This is a genomic window from Providencia rettgeri, from assembly GCF_041075285.1.
GTDB lineage: Bacteria > Pseudomonadota > Gammaproteobacteria > Enterobacterales > Enterobacteriaceae > Providencia > Providencia rettgeri_G.
The window spans coordinates 2,305,692-2,321,620 of the sequence record NZ_CP163512.1; the positions used below are offsets into that span (position 1 = coordinate 2,305,692).

At 41.9% G+C, this 15,929-nt stretch carries 15 protein-coding genes; 7 read left to right on the forward strand and 8 right to left on the reverse strand.

The features are described 5' to 3' along the window. Positions 1 to 10: 10 nt before the first annotated feature. Both AB6N04_RS10415 and AB6N04_RS10420 read right to left on the reverse strand, forming a co-directional pair. Positions 11 to 1,357 carry a cytosine permease gene (locus tag AB6N04_RS10415; RefSeq protein ID WP_369308232.1) on the reverse strand — a complete coding sequence of 449 codons (1,347 nt, stop codon included), beginning with the start codon at positions 1,355 to 1,357 and terminating at the stop codon, positions 11 to 13. Between the two features lie 599 nt (positions 1,358 to 1,956). Continuing rightward, positions 1,957 to 2,424: a DmsC/YnfH family molybdoenzyme membrane anchor subunit gene (locus tag AB6N04_RS10420; protein WP_369308233.1), complete on the reverse strand. Its 468-nt coding sequence runs from the start codon at positions 2,422 to 2,424 to the stop codon at positions 1,957 to 1,959. Between AB6N04_RS10420 and AB6N04_RS10425 the strand changes: the two genes are divergently transcribed. Continuing rightward, entirely contained in the window at positions 2,423 to 2,695 is a 273-nt protein-coding gene (locus tag AB6N04_RS10425; RefSeq protein WP_369308234.1) for a helix-turn-helix domain-containing protein, read from the forward strand. The genes AB6N04_RS10420 and AB6N04_RS10425 overlap by 2 nt on opposite strands. Positions 2,696 to 2,798: 103 nt before the next feature. Here the strand turns inward: AB6N04_RS10425 and macB are convergent, their stop codons facing one another. The 3 genes from macB to AB6N04_RS10440 form a co-directional block, all read right to left on the reverse strand. Further along, positions 2,799 to 4,742 carry a macrolide ABC transporter ATP-binding protein/permease MacB gene (gene macB, locus AB6N04_RS10430; RefSeq protein ID WP_369308235.1) on the reverse strand — a complete coding sequence of 648 codons (1,944 nt, stop codon included), beginning with the start codon at positions 4,740 to 4,742 and terminating at the stop codon, positions 2,799 to 2,801. 1 nt (position 4,743) lies between these two features. Next, positions 4,744 to 5,850: a macrolide transporter subunit MacA gene (macA, locus tag AB6N04_RS10435; RefSeq protein WP_369308236.1), complete on the reverse strand. Its 1,107-nt coding sequence runs from the start codon at positions 5,848 to 5,850 to the stop codon at positions 4,744 to 4,746. Positions 5,851 to 5,998: 148 nt separating this feature from the next. After that, a complete protein-coding gene (locus tag AB6N04_RS10440; protein ID WP_369308237.1) occupies positions 5,999 to 7,663 on the reverse strand; it encodes a DUF2813 domain-containing protein in 1,665 nt (554 codons plus the stop codon). A 373-nt stretch (positions 7,664 to 8,036) separates the two neighbouring features. Here AB6N04_RS10440 and AB6N04_RS10445 point away from each other — a divergent pair, with 373 nt between their 5' ends. The 6 genes from AB6N04_RS10445 to artM all read left to right on the forward strand — a co-directional run bounded on the left by AB6N04_RS10445 (position 8,037) and on the right by artM (position 13,476). Continuing rightward, entirely contained in the window at positions 8,037 to 8,936 is a 900-nt protein-coding gene (locus AB6N04_RS10445) for a lysine exporter LysO family protein (RefSeq protein ID WP_369308238.1), read from the forward strand. Positions 8,937 to 8,987: 51 nt separating this feature from the next. Beyond that, entirely contained in the window at positions 8,988 to 10,469 is a 1,482-nt protein-coding gene (locus AB6N04_RS10450; protein ID WP_369308239.1) for a DUF2867 domain-containing protein, read from the forward strand. A gap of 98 nt (positions 10,470 to 10,567) precedes the next feature. Continuing rightward, on the forward strand, positions 10,568 to 11,296 hold the full coding sequence (gene artP, locus AB6N04_RS10455; protein ID WP_369308240.1) for an arginine ABC transporter ATP-binding protein ArtP: 729 nt from the start codon (positions 10,568 to 10,570) through the stop codon (positions 11,294 to 11,296). Between the two features lie 18 nt (positions 11,297 to 11,314). Continuing rightward, the gene (gene artJ, locus AB6N04_RS10460; RefSeq protein WP_369308241.1) at positions 11,315 to 12,058 is read left to right on the forward strand and encodes an arginine ABC transporter substrate-binding protein; all 744 of its coding nucleotides are present in this window, start codon (positions 11,315 to 11,317) and stop codon (positions 12,056 to 12,058) included. A gap of 12 nt (positions 12,059 to 12,070) precedes the next feature. Continuing rightward, entirely contained in the window at positions 12,071 to 12,811 is a 741-nt protein-coding gene (gene artQ / locus AB6N04_RS10465; protein ID WP_369308242.1) for an arginine ABC transporter permease ArtQ, read from the forward strand. Further along, complete coding sequence (gene artM, locus AB6N04_RS10470) at positions 12,808 to 13,476, forward strand: arginine ABC transporter permease ArtM (RefSeq protein WP_369308243.1); 669 nt, start codon at positions 12,808 to 12,810, stop codon at positions 13,474 to 13,476. Before artQ ends, artM begins: the two co-directional genes overlap by 4 nt. A gap of 214 nt (positions 13,477 to 13,690) precedes the next feature. Here the strand turns inward: artM and rlmC are convergent, their stop codons facing one another. The 3 genes from rlmC to AB6N04_RS10485 form a co-directional block, all read right to left on the reverse strand. Further along, on the reverse strand, positions 13,691 to 14,824 hold the full coding sequence (rlmC, locus tag AB6N04_RS10475) for a 23S rRNA (uracil(747)-C(5))-methyltransferase RlmC (protein ID WP_369308244.1): 1,134 nt from the start codon (positions 14,822 to 14,824) through the stop codon (positions 13,691 to 13,693). 9 nt (positions 14,825 to 14,833) lie between these two features. Continuing rightward, on the reverse strand, positions 14,834 to 15,346 hold the full coding sequence (locus tag AB6N04_RS10480) for a YbjN domain-containing protein (protein WP_369308245.1): 513 nt from the start codon (positions 15,344 to 15,346) through the stop codon (positions 14,834 to 14,836). Positions 15,347 to 15,471: 125 nt separating this feature from the next. Continuing rightward, positions 15,472 to 15,807 carry a DUF1418 family protein gene (locus AB6N04_RS10485; RefSeq protein WP_369308246.1) on the reverse strand — a complete coding sequence of 112 codons (336 nt, stop codon included), beginning with the start codon at positions 15,805 to 15,807 and terminating at the stop codon, positions 15,472 to 15,474. Positions 15,808 to 15,929 lie beyond the last annotated feature (122 nt).

Sequence of the window (15,929 nt, forward strand, 5' to 3'; positions counted from 1 at the left end):
TGTGCGTTCCTTAATCTAAGTGAGACACTTTACGAAAATACACAGTATCGACACCTTGTACTTTGGCTCGCCAACGCATACCAATCCAGTAAGCTATCCCCCCGGTAATTAAAGAGTTTAGCGCTGGAATACCATAATCTGCATGGAGTGGCCCCAATTCTGAAGTCCCCCAGCCAACAATAACGGCTAACAGCCATACCACAAGAGTGACAGGGTTATAAGCTTCACAACTAGAAGGCAGTGAGCCTTGTTCACGGGTGATATCAAGCTCTTTTCGGTCACGTTTTAAAATATAATAGTCGACAACCATGATCCCAGCGACAGGTGGAATCGCAATGCCTAAGTAAATCAAAAAACTAATAAAGTTATCTAAAATACCTAACATGGATGCGATTGTGCCGAAAACACCAATAACCCATGTTAAATAACGGCGGTCAAAACGCTTATTAAAAATAGCGTTAAGCAATGTTGAAAACCCTAATGATGATGAATACAGGTTGATGTCGTTCATTTTTATGGTGGCAAAAATAACAATTGATGCACCTAATAAACCAGTCAATGCCATCATCAAATCAAATACTTGGCTAGTACGTAATGCTAATGCCATTAGTACCGCTATCATATTGACTAAAAGCTCACCAAAAAATGTACCAATTAAGGTCATCCAAAATACATCCTTTGGTTTTTTCATAAAGCGGCTAATATCGGGTGTCGTCACCGCTGAAATAATAAAACCACCTGCAACCATGGTAATTGCCGCAGGCATTGTCATTAAAGACCCGGCAGGGGCAGTATCATTGATAAGCGAACCAAGATCCTGACCTGATAATAAATTATACGTTGCCCAGCCTAACGCGAATAAAAATAGCGGCGTTGAAATATTGGCGGTAATAGATAAAAATCGATATCCATATACCGTAATAATCGTCACCGCAATACCTGTAATAAGTGACCAAGTCCCTGGTGTTAGCACATTAGTCGCTTTATACATTCCATCCGCAAAGAAACCATTTTGGACGCCAAACCAGCCCATCAAGGAGATGGCAATCGCGCCACCAATAAGGGCTGAACCTAACTTTCCAAAACCAGACCACCTTGACAGTAGACTGATTGACATTCCTTCACGGCATGCTGCTGCTCCAAGCCCCCAACTGACAACCTGTAAAATTACAGAGCCAAGGATGGTCGCCCAAAACGCTTGCCAAAAAGTTAACCCATAACCGAGGGCTGCACCTAACATCACTTGTGAAACACAAGCGAGTGCGCCAATTCGTAGAATTAACACTTCATAGAACGGTCTACGAGCACTTTGGGGTACCCGAGCCAAAGAATAATCTTCACCTGCTTTATTCGCCATTTTGCACCTGCTGTGTGGTTGTCTTTGCTTAGTTTTTACTGGCTTTATTGTTGTTCCATTATATGGAACTAGGTTTCATTTATTCTACATGCAGATAATATCCGTGATCGATATCGAATCGCAAGCAGAATTTATCTTTTCAGATAATTTTTTTATTATGAAATATTTCACGAAGTGGGGAAATAGCGTATTAGTAAAAAAATTAATTGATAAATGAATGGGTTAAAAATTGCATATTTAATTAGCAGAATTTGAGTGAGGAACCACGTTCCATAAAATAGGACTATTCTAGAGTAAACATTTACCACAAGACGGCATTAATCACTATCTTACACCCTCACCCATACTCAATAAGGGTGAATGTTACTAATACAAAGAAGCTAGCTTTGACCTAAATAAATGCGCCTCTGACTGATGACTTAGAAAGAGTCACAAATTCGCGAAAGCTATTCATCCTTCTATACAAAAAGGAAGTAAGCTGGCTCGCAATGCATAATCAAACGAAACGTGCCAGCTTAAGGTACTTAAATAGTGCGAAATGTTGTATATCTGCAATAGTGATTATACCTATCCGTTAATCTACCTATTTCAGGTAAATTTTATGCCGTTAGGGAAAAAAAGCTGTAGCGCCCAACCAGTTCGGCAAACACAACAAGCACGCATGCCACCGTAATAGCGGGCGACGTTATCTTTTTATTTATTTGATTCTTAATAAAAAACATAATGATAAGACTAAAGAAAAGCAGTACCGCTTTTATTGATGTCAATGTCATCAGTGCTTCACTGTCCACATATTTTGCTGAGATGGCACGTGTCGCATTATCTAACATATTATTTTGCAAAAAGAGATAAGCACTGACATCAAGCACCACGGCTATAAAGGCAAAAATAAAAAATAGCCTGATTATTTTCTTCATTGAATCAGCCTGAGTCTCTTTATTCAAGCTTATATTAAACGCCAGACAAGCGGCTAAACCACCAGCGATCAATGTTGTTGCCCAGAACGAGCTGTAGGTCACCCACCCCGCCCATAATACAAATAGAGAGCTTATATAGATATTTGACATGACAAAAACGGCACATACCCCTGAGCAATGTGCTCAAAAGTTAAACATATCGACAAGTACATTTGTCCGTCGTTTCAAAAAAGAAACGGGGCTGACTTACCAGAAATGGCGTCTGAGAATGCGTTTACTTCAATCCATATCGAGGATCAAGAAAAATGAGAATATTTTAAATATTGCGTTGGATATCGGCTACTCCTCTGCATCCGCGTACATTTACGCGTTCAAAAAAGTGTTTGGTATCTCCCCCACAAAGTATAACCCCGATAAATAGCAAGCCAACGGTATTTCGCTGGCTTAGCAAAAAACCAATCACAACCGACTCTTGTCTGGGATCGTTTATTACTGCTCAACCGTGCTGTTAAGCTAGGGGCTGTTTATTCCCTCGCTAAAGCATCAATAGGGTTTAAGCGTGCCGCACTGCGCGCAGGTAAAAAACCAAAAATTATCCCAATTGCTGTTGAACAGGCAAACGCGCTAATTAGGGCTACAGGGTCGAAAGTAAAAGTCCAACCTGGCAATGCCATTTGAGCCAATAGACTGATCCCATAAGAAAGCGCAATCCCCATCAGGCCCCCCATCAAACACACTAATACTGCTTCAATCAAAAATTGCTGCATCACATCGCTGGTTCTAGCACCAACGGCCATACGAATACCTATTTCTCGGGTTCTTTCTGTCACGGAAACGAGCATAATATTCATCACACCAATTCCCCCGACCACTAACGAAATAACGGCCACTAAAGTCAAAAACAGTTGCATTGTTTGAGTGGTTTTTTCCGCCGTTTTCACAAATGTATCAAGGTTATAGGTGAAAATATCTTTTTTACCATGGCGTAACGTCAATAAACGCGTCAATTGCTGCTCCACGTTTTTAGCGTCATACCCATCCTTAACACGCACCGTGATACTGTCATAATACGGTCGATTTAAGATTTTACTGTTCATGGTAGTATCCGGTAACCAAACCGATAACGATTTACTGGAACCAAATACCGATTTTTGGTCTTCTAATACACCAATGACAGTCGCTGGCATATTACTTATAAGCAAGGTTTCCCCTACCACCTTGGTCTGTTTTGGGAAAAAACGTCGTTTCGTGTTCTCATCAATAATCACAACCTGAGCACGCCTATCCGCCATATCTTGCGTAAAATTCATCCCTTGCGAAAATTTCGAGCCATACACATTAAAATAATCACGCCCTACCCCCGTTAATTGCGCAGAAGCATCCAAATTACCTTTTCTTAAGCGGGCTGAGCCATTGAGCTGACCTGAAATAGCGTGAACATAAGGTTGTTTGGCGAGAGCATTAATATCTGAAGCTTTTAAAGATTGTCGATTTTGTGCATCATCACTACCGAAATCAGTACCTGGGTAAATCGAAATCGTATTGGTGCCTATCGATTTAATATCATTAAGCACCATACCTTGGGCTGCATCCCCAATCACCATAATAGAAACGACTGAAGCAATCCCAATGATAATGCCCAACATGGTTAATAACGTGCGCATTTTATTCACGACCATAGCACGCCAAGCCATCAACAATGCTTCACTAAAACGCCCATAAACTTGCCCAATGGAGAACTTTCTTGCTGGTGCTTTCGCCAACGGCTTTGCGCTCTTCATCATTTTTGAACCCGAATCACTGATGATTTCACCATCTTTGATTTCGATAATGCGCTCCGCTTGTTGGGCGACGGTTGGGTCGTGGGTGACGATAATCACGGTATGACCTTGGGCGCAAAGATCTTTAAGGATTTTCATCACTTCTTCCCCTGAACGGCTATCCAATGCCCCTGTTGGCTCATCGGCTAGGATAACTTGTCCCCCATTCATCAATGCACGTGAGATGCTCACCCGCTGTTGTTGTCCACCAGATAACTGACTCGGTCGATAATTAGCCCTTTCACCTAGCCCTAAACGTTGAAGCAGTTGCGACGCACGCTCACGCCGCTGAGTTTTTCCAGCTCCAGCATATACCGCAGGAATTTCAACGTTTTGTTCGGCACTTAAATGACTCAATAGGTGGTAACGTTGAAAAATAAAACCAAAATGTTCGCGACGAAGTTCTGCAAGTTGGTCGTTATCCAGTAGTGCGATATTTTGCCCATCAATATGGTATTCACCTAATGACGGTTTATCGAGACAACCAATAATGTTCATTAAGGTGGATTTACCTGAACCGGAGGCACCGATTATCGCCACCATTTCCCCCGCATTAATTTGCAAAGAAATGTTTTTTAGAACAGTAACTTGGTTTTCCCCTTCACCATAGCGGCGAGTGATCCCTTGAAGTTCAATGAGTGCGGTCATTTTAACTCTCCGAACCGCTGTGCCCAACAATCACTTTATCACCTTCATTCAAGCCTTTAGTGACTTCCACTGACACATCATTACGACTGCCTACTTCGATCTGTTTTTTTTCTGCCGTTTGCCCTTGCAGCACCTCCACCTCATAAACTTGCGGGGAAATTTCATTACCTAACGCAGAAAGTGGCAATATCAGAACATTTTTACGTGAATCAAGTTCAATAGTGACCTGTGCTGTCATCTGTAACTTTAAGAGATGCTGTGGGTTTGGCACTTCAAAGCGCGCATAATAGAAGATAGCATCGTTGATTTTTTCAGGGGTTGGCAAGATATCTTTTAATCTACCAGCGAATTTTTTATCTGGTGCCCCTAGCACCGTAAACGAAGCCTCTTGCCCGGGTTCAAGATAAATCACATCCGCTTCAGACACTTCGGCCTTAACCAACATAGTGTCTAAATCGGCTAATGTTAAGATGGTTGGCGCTTCCTGCGCGGCAATCACCGTTTGTCCTTGTAGGGTTTTAATAAATGTCACAATACCGTCCATTGGCGCGGTAATTTGCGTATATTTTAAATTGGTTTTTGCCGTATCTAACGTTGCTTGATTGCGTTTGATCTGTGCTTGATAAGTGGCGACTTGTGCTTTTTTAACATCGACATCGGTTTTAGCTTTATCCAGTTCTTGCTGAGCAACAGCCTGCACTTTAGCAAGGCTTAAATAGCGCTGATAAGTAAGCTGTGCAAGTTTCAATTCAGCTTGTGCTAACGATAAGTTAGCCTCAAGTTCACCAGTGGTCGCCTCTGATTCGGTGACATCATTCTGCGCTTTTTTCGGATCGATAACCGCCAGTAAATCCCCTTTTTTAACGTAGTCACCTTCTTTAACATATAAGGTTTGTAACTGCCCGCTAACCTGTGCACCTACGTCAACTTTACGTACAGCATCTAACTTACCTGTGGCTAAGACTTGCTTATCTAAGTCGCCTCGCGTCACATCAACGGTTTGGAAAACCTCTTCTTTCTCACCTTTAAAGAAAATCACAGCGGCACTAACGGCAACAATGAGTATCACCAAGTAAATCGGCCACTTATTCTTCGGTTTTACCTTCATCGTTCTTCACTTCCTATAATTAAAAAGAGGGCGACGCCCTCTCTGAAATAGTCATGCTATATCACTTAAGTTATCGTTTCACTAAACGTATTCTTTATAAACCCCACCATTTATAAATGGTGGCTCAACACTATATTTGTTTACATTATTAATATGCTTTTCCCCTCGCCAACCATGCCACCCGTGAAAACATACTTTTTAACTGTAATGGAATGCTATCAGGCCCCAACTCTGCGGAACGGTTTACTGTGGCTAGTGCTAAGTCAGGTTTCGAGGTTCGAGAAATCGCTTTGAGGATCACGCGGCGCGTTGACACTCGGGCATTTTCAGGAATATCGGCAATTTCATGATAAAGGCTTTTGAAGCCCTCGCGATATAGGAAATGTTCCATATCTGGCGCGGTGAGCATAGTTAATCGGTCTCTATCTGGTGAATTAATTTTATTCGCATAATGGGTCGCCGTTGCGGCATATTTACGCCCTGCTTCGTCCCCATCGGTTAGAACATGCCATTCAATCCCCATCTTATTCGCAAATTTTAACAACGGTTTTAAGCCACTTTGCGCAAAAGCAATAACTTTAATGCCTTCTGTTTCAAAATAATAATTGCACTGGCGAGCAAATTCGCTCATTAACCAAATTTCTGTTTCTCCCTCAACCAATAACCAGCAGCGAGCGAATAGTGAGGACGGTCGGTTAAAGCGAATATGGAATGAGATTTTTCGCAGCTCTTCAGCACTTAAATCACTGTCAGTCAAACGGTAAGCCGAAACTTTATTGGTATCACGGACTAAACGGCATAAGTCTTCAAGGGGCGCTTGAGACAGCAGTTCCCCTGAATTTGTGGTGGTGATCCGTTGCAGTGCGAACAAACTCAATAGCCCCCATGCAATCGACAACATAATTGGGTGTAAACGTGTTTCGGGATCTTCAACAATGATCAATGGGCGGGCATGTTTATCTAAATGAATATCCCCCTTGGATTGTAATAAAGAAGAAAACATCCCTAAGATAATCAAACGAATATTGCGCTGGTTGGGTTTTGCGATCAAACGACTGATATTATCCAGCGCTTTCCAACCTTGCTTACGTGGCTCAATATTTATCATATTGTCACTGAGTTTGATCATATGGGTGCTTTGCCCTGAAAAATAGTGACTTAATAGCTGCTGCATGGCATCTACCCCGTCGCTTAAATCTTCATTACTTAAACGCTCTGGATTGTTGACTAAAGCACTGGTTAATTCTTTGATACGTACATTAAAAGCGTCACGGAACTCTTTTTGTCCCTCCACAATGGTTTCAGGATTAAGGGAGTGTAAAAAACGCGCATCACGCAAGCGGATCACCGGATATAACCGGACAATTTCTTTGATATATTTTCCTACGTTATCCAGAGAGAGTTTATTTCCCCCTGAATTTAAAAAGCTTTTATCTACCACAATCGTATCGTCATCACGCAGCTCTGCACTCACCCGATAAAAGATGTGTTTTAAGCCATCACCATTATCGACCCAAACTGAGCTAAGATTATGAAAACGATAAGATTTATGGCGTCCTTTATGCCTTTCACAAAATTTTAAAACAATTTGCAGTGAGCGATATCGAGTGGCATTATCCCCCGTAGGATGATGAAAATCGTGCAAATTAAATTGGTGATCTCGATGTTGTGGGGAGAGAAGCAAATCGAGCGCATCAAGGAGGCTGGATTTTCCCCATGAGTTTTCTCCGATCAAAACAGTGCTGTTACTGAGTTCTAAAGAAAGACGGTTGATCCCTCTAAATCCGTATATTTCAACACGTTCCAGATACATATCTCACTCCTTGTCATATTTTCTTTAATATACTCTAAACACAGCAGTTTGCATTCAAGTTATCAATATTTATGCGGATAAACCTGTATTAGAGCTTATCGATTAACCCATCCCTTTACTATACATATGTATGCAAAATAAAAAATCTTTACAACAAAATAGCTAACTGAGTTGAGTGCGCCATGGCAGTGTTATAAAATAGTAAAACTTTCTTTTTTAGTATTTTTGACCTATTTTTCATTCAGTCACCAATAATAAAGTTTTAGCGTAAAAAGCCGTTAGCACGGCGAGTTAAATTCTAAATAACGAAAACAAAAATATAACTCATTGTTTATATTAACCATTTAATGGGATAACCTCTAAGGATGCGGCGATGTATTCAGGGCTCTTAATTATTCTTTTACCGTTGACACTCGGTTATCTTATATCGATTAAAAATAAGCAAATTCTCCATCGTGTTCACCAATCACTAAACGCGATGGTGTACGTTATTTTATTTTTAATGGGGATCACGCTCGCACTACTTGAAAACTTAAGTGAACACCTCTTTGCCATCTTAATTTACGCCATTACCTTCTTTGGCTGTATTTTTTCACTAAATGTTATCGCATTGCTATTACTCGATAAGCTAGATCCATGGAAACTTCCGCAGCATAAACAAGAAAAACCGCCATCACGCATCAAAATGGTGTTTGAATCCTTGCAATTGTGTGGCGTGCTGCTTTTTGGCTTTGTGGTAGGCTTAACTGGCTTTGATTTTCTACACTATGCGGATAAGGGCAGCCAAATCGCTCTGATGCTATTGTTATTACTGGTCGGTATTCAATTACGTAACAGTGGAATGAGCATTAAGCAAATTTTAATAAACCGCCGTGGAACAACCATTGCCTTTGTCATGGGAATCAGTGCATTAGCCGGTGGGGCTCTCGCCGCTTTTTTACTTGGTTTACCCGTTAAAATGGGACTAGCACTTGCGTCTGGATTTGGTTGGTACTCACTCACTGGGATTGTGTTAACGGATGCCTACGGCCCTGTGATGGGGAGCGCAGCCTTTTTTAATGACTTAGCCCGCGAGCTGGCTGCGATTATGCTGATCCCAATTATTATTAATCGCTATCGTTCAACGGCATTAGGTATTTGCGGCTCCACTTCCATGGACTTTACCCTCCCCGTTTTACAACGCAGTGGTGGGGTTTCTATTGTGCCTGCGGCTATTGTTCATGGCTTTGTTCTGAGTCTTATTACGCCAATTCTTATGGCCTTCTTTACATAGGTAAAATTTCAGTCACAATAGCCGTTAATTTGCGTGAAACAGGAAATTAACATGACAGAAAAGCAACGTGTTTTAGTGTTGGGCGCTAGCGGCTATATTGGGCAAAATCTGATCCCCCAACTGATTGAACAAGGTTATGACGTTACTGCGGCTGCACGTCGTGTTGATTGGATGCTTTCTCAAGGCTGGCAAGATACCCGCTGTATCTTTGTCGACTTACATGACCCTGAGACATTAAAAGATGTGATGAAGGAGATTGATATTGTCTATTTCCTTGTACACAGTATGGCTGACCAAGCGAATTTGATTGAACGGGAGCGTACAGCGGCACGTAACGTTCAACACGCCCTTGAAGGTTCAAATGTTAAACAGGTTATTTATCTTAGTGCACTCCAACATGGTCATACTTATTCTCCGCACCTAATTGCTAGGCGTTTAACGGGGGACATCCTGCGCGAGAGCAATATCCCTGTAACAGAAATCCGCTCCTCGATTATTGTAGGATCAGGCTCCGCTGCCTTCGAAATCATGCGTGATATGGTGTACAACTTAGCTATTTTAACCCCACCACGCTGGGTTCGCTCTAAATCATCGCCTATTGCCCTGTCGAATATCCTGTATTATTTAACGCAGCTTGCTAAAATTCCATCCCATGAAAATCGCATCTTTGATGCCGGTGGCCCTGAATTTATTAGTTACCAAGAGCTATTCAAGCGTTTTATCAAAGTCAGTGGCAAGCGTCGCCTACTGATCCCTATTCCTATCCCAATTAGCCTAATTTCAGTACACTTTATTAGCTTAATTACCTCGGTTCCGCCCTCTATTGCAAAAGAGCTGATCCAAGGGCTACAGCATGACCTTCCCGCTGACGATAAAGCGCTGCGTGCGCTTATCCCACAAAGGTTAATTTCGTTTGATGATGCTGTAAAAGCTACTTTAGCCGAAGAAGCGGATGCTGTAGATAATGCTGATTGGGGTTATGATCCAGAAGTGAGAAAACGCTGGCGTCCCGGCTACGGATATTATCCAAAACAAGCAGGCTCAACCCTTGGCACAACCGCTAGCTCAGAATCGTTATGGCATACCGTGCAACAAATTGGTGGCAAACATGGTTATTTTTACGCCAATGGCCTGTGGAAAACCCGCGCCATCATGGATGACATGATGTTGAATAAAGTGAAATATGGTCGCCCCGACAGAGAAGAACTACAACTTGGCGATGAAATCGACGGCTGGCGAGTGATCAATCTTGAACCTAACAAGCAACTCAGTTTATTGTTTGGCATGAAAGCTCCAGGGCTTGGTCGTTTAACCTTTACTATCCATGACAGCGGCAGCCGCCGTTCGATTGATGTGCGCGCATGGTGGCACCCAGCGGGTTTTTGCGGTCTACTCTATTGGTTCGCCATGATGCCAGCACACCTATTTATCTTCAAAGGCATGGCAAAACGAATAAGTGAACTCGCATTTGAACGGGATAAACAACTCGCTAAGCAGCAGCAAACAGATCATCCAACGGAAAAAGGTGACTAAATCTAGCGTAAAAACCAAATTTTTATGCATAAATTATTGCATAAATATGCTTACAGGATTAATATCGCTGGTAGTTAAAAAGGATATTATTGGTAAGCATGAGCATTCAATTAAAAAACATCAACTGTTTCTATGGTTCCCATCAAGCACTCTTTGATATCAATCTAGAGTGCTCTGCGGGGGAAACGATGGTATTACTTGGGCCAAGTGGTGCAGGTAAAAGTTCTCTATTACGTGTTCTCAATTTATTAGAGATGCCGCGTTCAGGCCGTTTAGATATCGCTGGACAACAATTTGATTTTTCATCGACACCAGATGCAAAATCGATTCGCGAATTACGCCAAAATGTTGGGATGGTGTTTCAACAATATAATTTGTGGCCGCACCTTAGTGTGATGGACAATTTAATTGAAGCCCCTTGCCGTGTATTAAAATTATCCAAACAAGAAGCCTATGCAAAAGCCGCTAAGCTTTTAGAGCGTTTACGTTTATCCCAATTTGCAGACCGCTATCCTCTGCACTTATCAGGGGGACAACAACAACGTGTGGCGATTGCACGGGCGCTGATGATGGAACCCAAAGTGCTGTTATTTGATGAGCCAACCGCAGCGCTTGACCCTGAAATTACCGCGCAAGTTGTCGATATCATTCGTGAATTATCAGCAACAGGCATTACGCAAGTTATTGTCACTCACGAAGTGGAGATTGCTCGCAAAACCGCTAGCCGTGTGGTGTATATGGAAAACGGTCATATCGTAGAACAAGGGGATGCTAGCCATTTCACAGCACCTCAAACTGACGCATTTGCAAATTATCTGTCACATTAATAGATATAGGATTAAGCAATGAAAAAAATAATATTAGCTGCACTGTTGGGCGCTGTAACCCTATCGGCAACTGCTGCGGAAAAAGAAACCATTCGTTTTGCGACTGAAGCCACTTACGCACCATTTGAAATGTTTGATAAAAACAATCAAATCGTTGGTTTTGATGTTGATTTAGCCAACGCGATGTGTGAAAAAATGAATGCTACTTGTACATTTACTCACCAATCTTTCGACAGCTTAATCCCAAGCCTGAAATTCCGTCGCTTTGAAGCCTTAATGGCGGGTATCGATATTACCCCTGAGCGTCAACAACAAGTGGATTTCACCGATACCTACTACCCTAACTCTGCGGAATTTATCGCAGTAAAAGATAAAATCACGTCTATTGACCAACTGAAAGACAAACGGATTGGTGTCCAAAACGGCACTACGCACCAAAAATACATCATGGAACAACACAAAGGCATGACGACTGTTCCTTATGATAACTACCAATCTGCAATTTTAGACCTGCAAAATGGTCGAATTGATGCTGTGTTCGGTGACACCGCAGTGGCTGACGAATGGTTAAAAACCAAAGGTAACGAAAACTTAGCCCCTGTAGGTGAGAAAGTCACTGATCCGCAATACTTCGGCATCGGTTTAGGTATCGCGGTCCGTAAAGGGAATAAAGAGTTATTGGATAAAATGAATAAAGCCTTAGCAGAAGTTAAAGCTGACGGCACTTATGATGCTATCCACAAAAAATGGTTTCAACAGTAATCGACATAATTAATGAGCAACTTTCTATTTTTAACAAGTGCCGCCGGGATCACCGTCGGCCTTGCTGTTTCTGCCCTGATCTTGGGTTTAGTTCTTGCCATGCTGTTTACCGCATGGGAGTCTGTTCGCTTTAAGCCTATTGCCTTTTTAGGCACCTGTTGGGTGACGCTGATCCGTGGTTTACCTGAATTGCTGGTCGTCCTATTTGTCTATTTTGGGACACTGCAACTCATTAATCTCCTTGGTGATGGCTTCGATATCAATCTCGGTTTCTGGCAAACCACAATACAAATTGACCCAAGTATTTTCTTTGCCGATAGTGGTGAATTTGATTATACCCCGTTCATCTGTGGTGTGATTGCCCTTGCTCTCCTGTATGCCTCCTATGCATCGCAAACCTTAAGAGGGGCGCTCAAAGCGGTGCCTTATGGCCAGTGGGAAGCGGGTTTGGCACTCGGTCTAAACAAACGCACGATTTTCTTTCGTTTCATTATGCCGCAAATGTGGCGTCATGCCCTGCCAGGGCTAGGAAACCAATGGTTAGTTCTGCTAAAAGATACCGCTTTAGTCTCTTTAATCAGTGTGAACGATTTGATGTTACAGACAAAAACCATCGTTAACCGTACGCACGAACCGTTTACTTGGTATATTATCGTCGGTCTGATTTACCTTGCTATTACGCTAATCAGTCAATTGGTGTTAAAGCGTATTGAATTGCGCACTACGCGCTTTGAGAGAGGTGAATCCAAATGATTGATATGATACTAAAAATTCTACCGGGGTTACCAACCAGTTTATCACTGACGTTCAGTGCATTAATTGTGGCTTTTCTCTTAGCGGGATTATTTACCTTAATTTTATCGCTTAAAACCAAAGTCTTGTCGCAAATTGTGAAGGTGTATATCACCATCTTCACGGGTACGCCGTTATTAGTCCAGTTTTTCCTAATCTATAATGGCCCGAACCAATTTAAGTCGTTGCAAAACTACCCAATGCTTTGGGAGCTAATTTCGACGCCTTGGTTCTGTGCCATGATTGCATTGGCATTAAACAGTGCCGCCTATTCGACGTTACTGTTCCACGGTGCCGTTAAAGCCATTCCATCAGGACAATGGCAATCTTGCCAAGCTCTGGGGATGAGCAAAGGGCAAACTATGCGTATTATCCTGCCTTATGCCTTTAAACGTTCATTATCCTCTTATTCCAATGAGGTGGTCTTGGTGTTTAAAAGTACCTCCTTGGCCAGTACGATCACTATGTTAGATGTCATGGGGTACAGTAGCCAAGTATTTGGTCAAACATGGGATGTGATGGCGTTTGTTGCAGCCGGGATTATTTATTTAGTGGTTAATGCAATCTTAACCATTTTGATGCGTTTAATCGAACGCAAGGCGCTTGCTTTCGAACACCGAGATTAACACTTACTGTTTCAATAGGTTAAACAAAAAAGCTTGGGTTTTATCCAAGCTTCAGACTGCTGACAAACATAACATGTTTGGCGGCAGGTTAGATAGGTTTTGAAAACAAACAAGGAAAATCAATATATTGATTTTCGCCTGATAACACAAAGTGGGAAAAACCACGCTTTTTCCCGCTTTGTCAACAACCTCAAGCTTGGGTTTATCCAAGCTTTTAATGGTTCTTCTGCTTTAATAAGGTCAACACTTCGAAATGTGCCGTATGAGGAAACAAATCAAACAACTGTACCTGACAAACCTCATAACCAGATAATAACTGTAAATCTTGCACCATCGTGTGTGCATTGCAACTCGAATAGAGAATATATTCAGGTCGCATATGAGAAAGATAATCACACAGTACTTTACCAATTCCCCTTCTTGGTGGGTTGACTAAAATAAGCTGTGGAAGCTCCTGTGTTGCCGTTGCAAAATGAGTGGAATCCAGAGCTTTAAATTCAACATATTGTAGACCAAGTTCATTCGCTGATTGTTGTGCACTGGCAATCGCGGGGGCACTGATTTCAATACCGGTTAAGCGAGTCTCTTTGGTAGCACAGTGCAAGCCAAACCCGCCCACACCACAAAACAGATCCCATAAGCTATTAATCTTTAATCCATTAACCCATTCCCTCGCCGTTTGATATAACTTCGCTGCAACGATAGGGTTAGTTTGGAAAAAGCCTTGTGGGCGAATAAATAAAGGGACTTGGTTAAACTCTTCACGCAACGTGTGCTGTTCCGTTAAAAAAATTTCCTCTTCACCTTCAAGTATCGCCATATGCACTGGTTGAATATTGGCAGTGATCACTTCCAGTTGTGGTAACTGCTCTTGTAACCAAGGCAATGCATTTTTCAACTGAGTCAGTTTTTTTTCTGAGCGCAGCACAAAACGCAACATAAATCGACCAGTGTGCCAGCTCTGTGTTAGCAGGAGATATTTCAGTTCGCCACGCTTGCGTTCAATGTTATAAGGGGTAAGCCCTGCTCTTGCAATAAATGGGGTGAGCACACTGAAGATAGCCGAAAAAGAAGCTGGATATAATGGGCAGTCGGTTAAGTCTACGCCTACGCCATCTTTGCCGATGATCCCTAAAATTGGCCGTTCAACACTCCCACTTACGACCATTTTGGCTTTATTGCGAAAACCAGTTTGAGGCCCCGTCACTGGCGCTGAAAAAATAGCGGGGTCAATCGTAGGCAATAACGCCTGTAGTTGCTGCTGTTTTTGGGTAATTTGTTGCTCTGGAGTGAGTGCTAACCATTGGCAAGAACGGCATTTACCCGCAATATATTTTTCACAATGCATCGCTGAAACTTAATGAATAATAATGGCTGGTTTATCATCTGACAGAAGCTCTGACTCATCTTCGTCATTATTCTCTTCATTAAATGCATCTTGAGTTGCATACAGTAAATTATTACTGAAGATCTCAAAAACAATCGCTGAGATTTGCTCTTCCGCTTGCTGAATAAAATGACAAAACTGGCGATAGCTCATTCCAGCTTCGAGTGAAAAGGATTGACTTACCACTAGCTTTGGTAGGTTTTCATCATTAATTTCGAGAAAAACCTTTGCGGTCAGTGAGCTGGCATTAATTTGGCTAATATTGGCAACTAATGTGATAATCGCGGTGGGCTTTAGCTCAGCAAGCGCAGATAACACCAGCACATTGCTGATAATGTCGAGCTTCGCATCAAAAATCCCCTCAATATTTTGCATATGAGGTAAATGCAGTGCAGCACAAGAGTCACACTCGAAATAGGACGTTTTGAGTTGAGCTAACCATTCACGTAATTGTGCAATGTCAGGGTAACGAATAGAATCCATGGGCAATAACCTTCTTCAACTCAAAATAATAAAGCAAAAACAGTTTGTGAGAGAATGACAATATTCCCTAATGCAAAGCGGATAATTTTCACACATTGTAAGAGAAAATGCCAGTAAAACCGGGGTTACTCGGGCTTTTCATCCTGTTTATCATCTTGAGGGTTATTTTTTTTATATCTCGGATTTTCTGACTGCTTATTATCTATCCCTAAAAAAGTTAACCCGTGAATCGCCCGCCAGACAATATTAATCATTGCCGGGATCAAACAACCAATTGCAACCATAATAATCGTCACTATCACCCCTTGGTGCATTAATGGCTCAGGCAATGAAATATAGCCATTAAGGGCCAGTAAAATGATAATTAACAGAATTATCCCAATACCTTCTAAGATCAAAATGGGTTTTGGCATATCCGCCAACGAACGCATGGCTCTCTTCGATTGTGGTTTGTTATTCATTCAAAACCCTTTTTTACTGTGACCGAACGTTTTACTCCACGAATTATATGACATACCTATAGGTATAAAAGGAAAATTCAACTTTTATTTCATAATTTATATAGGCATAGTATTGAGCATTG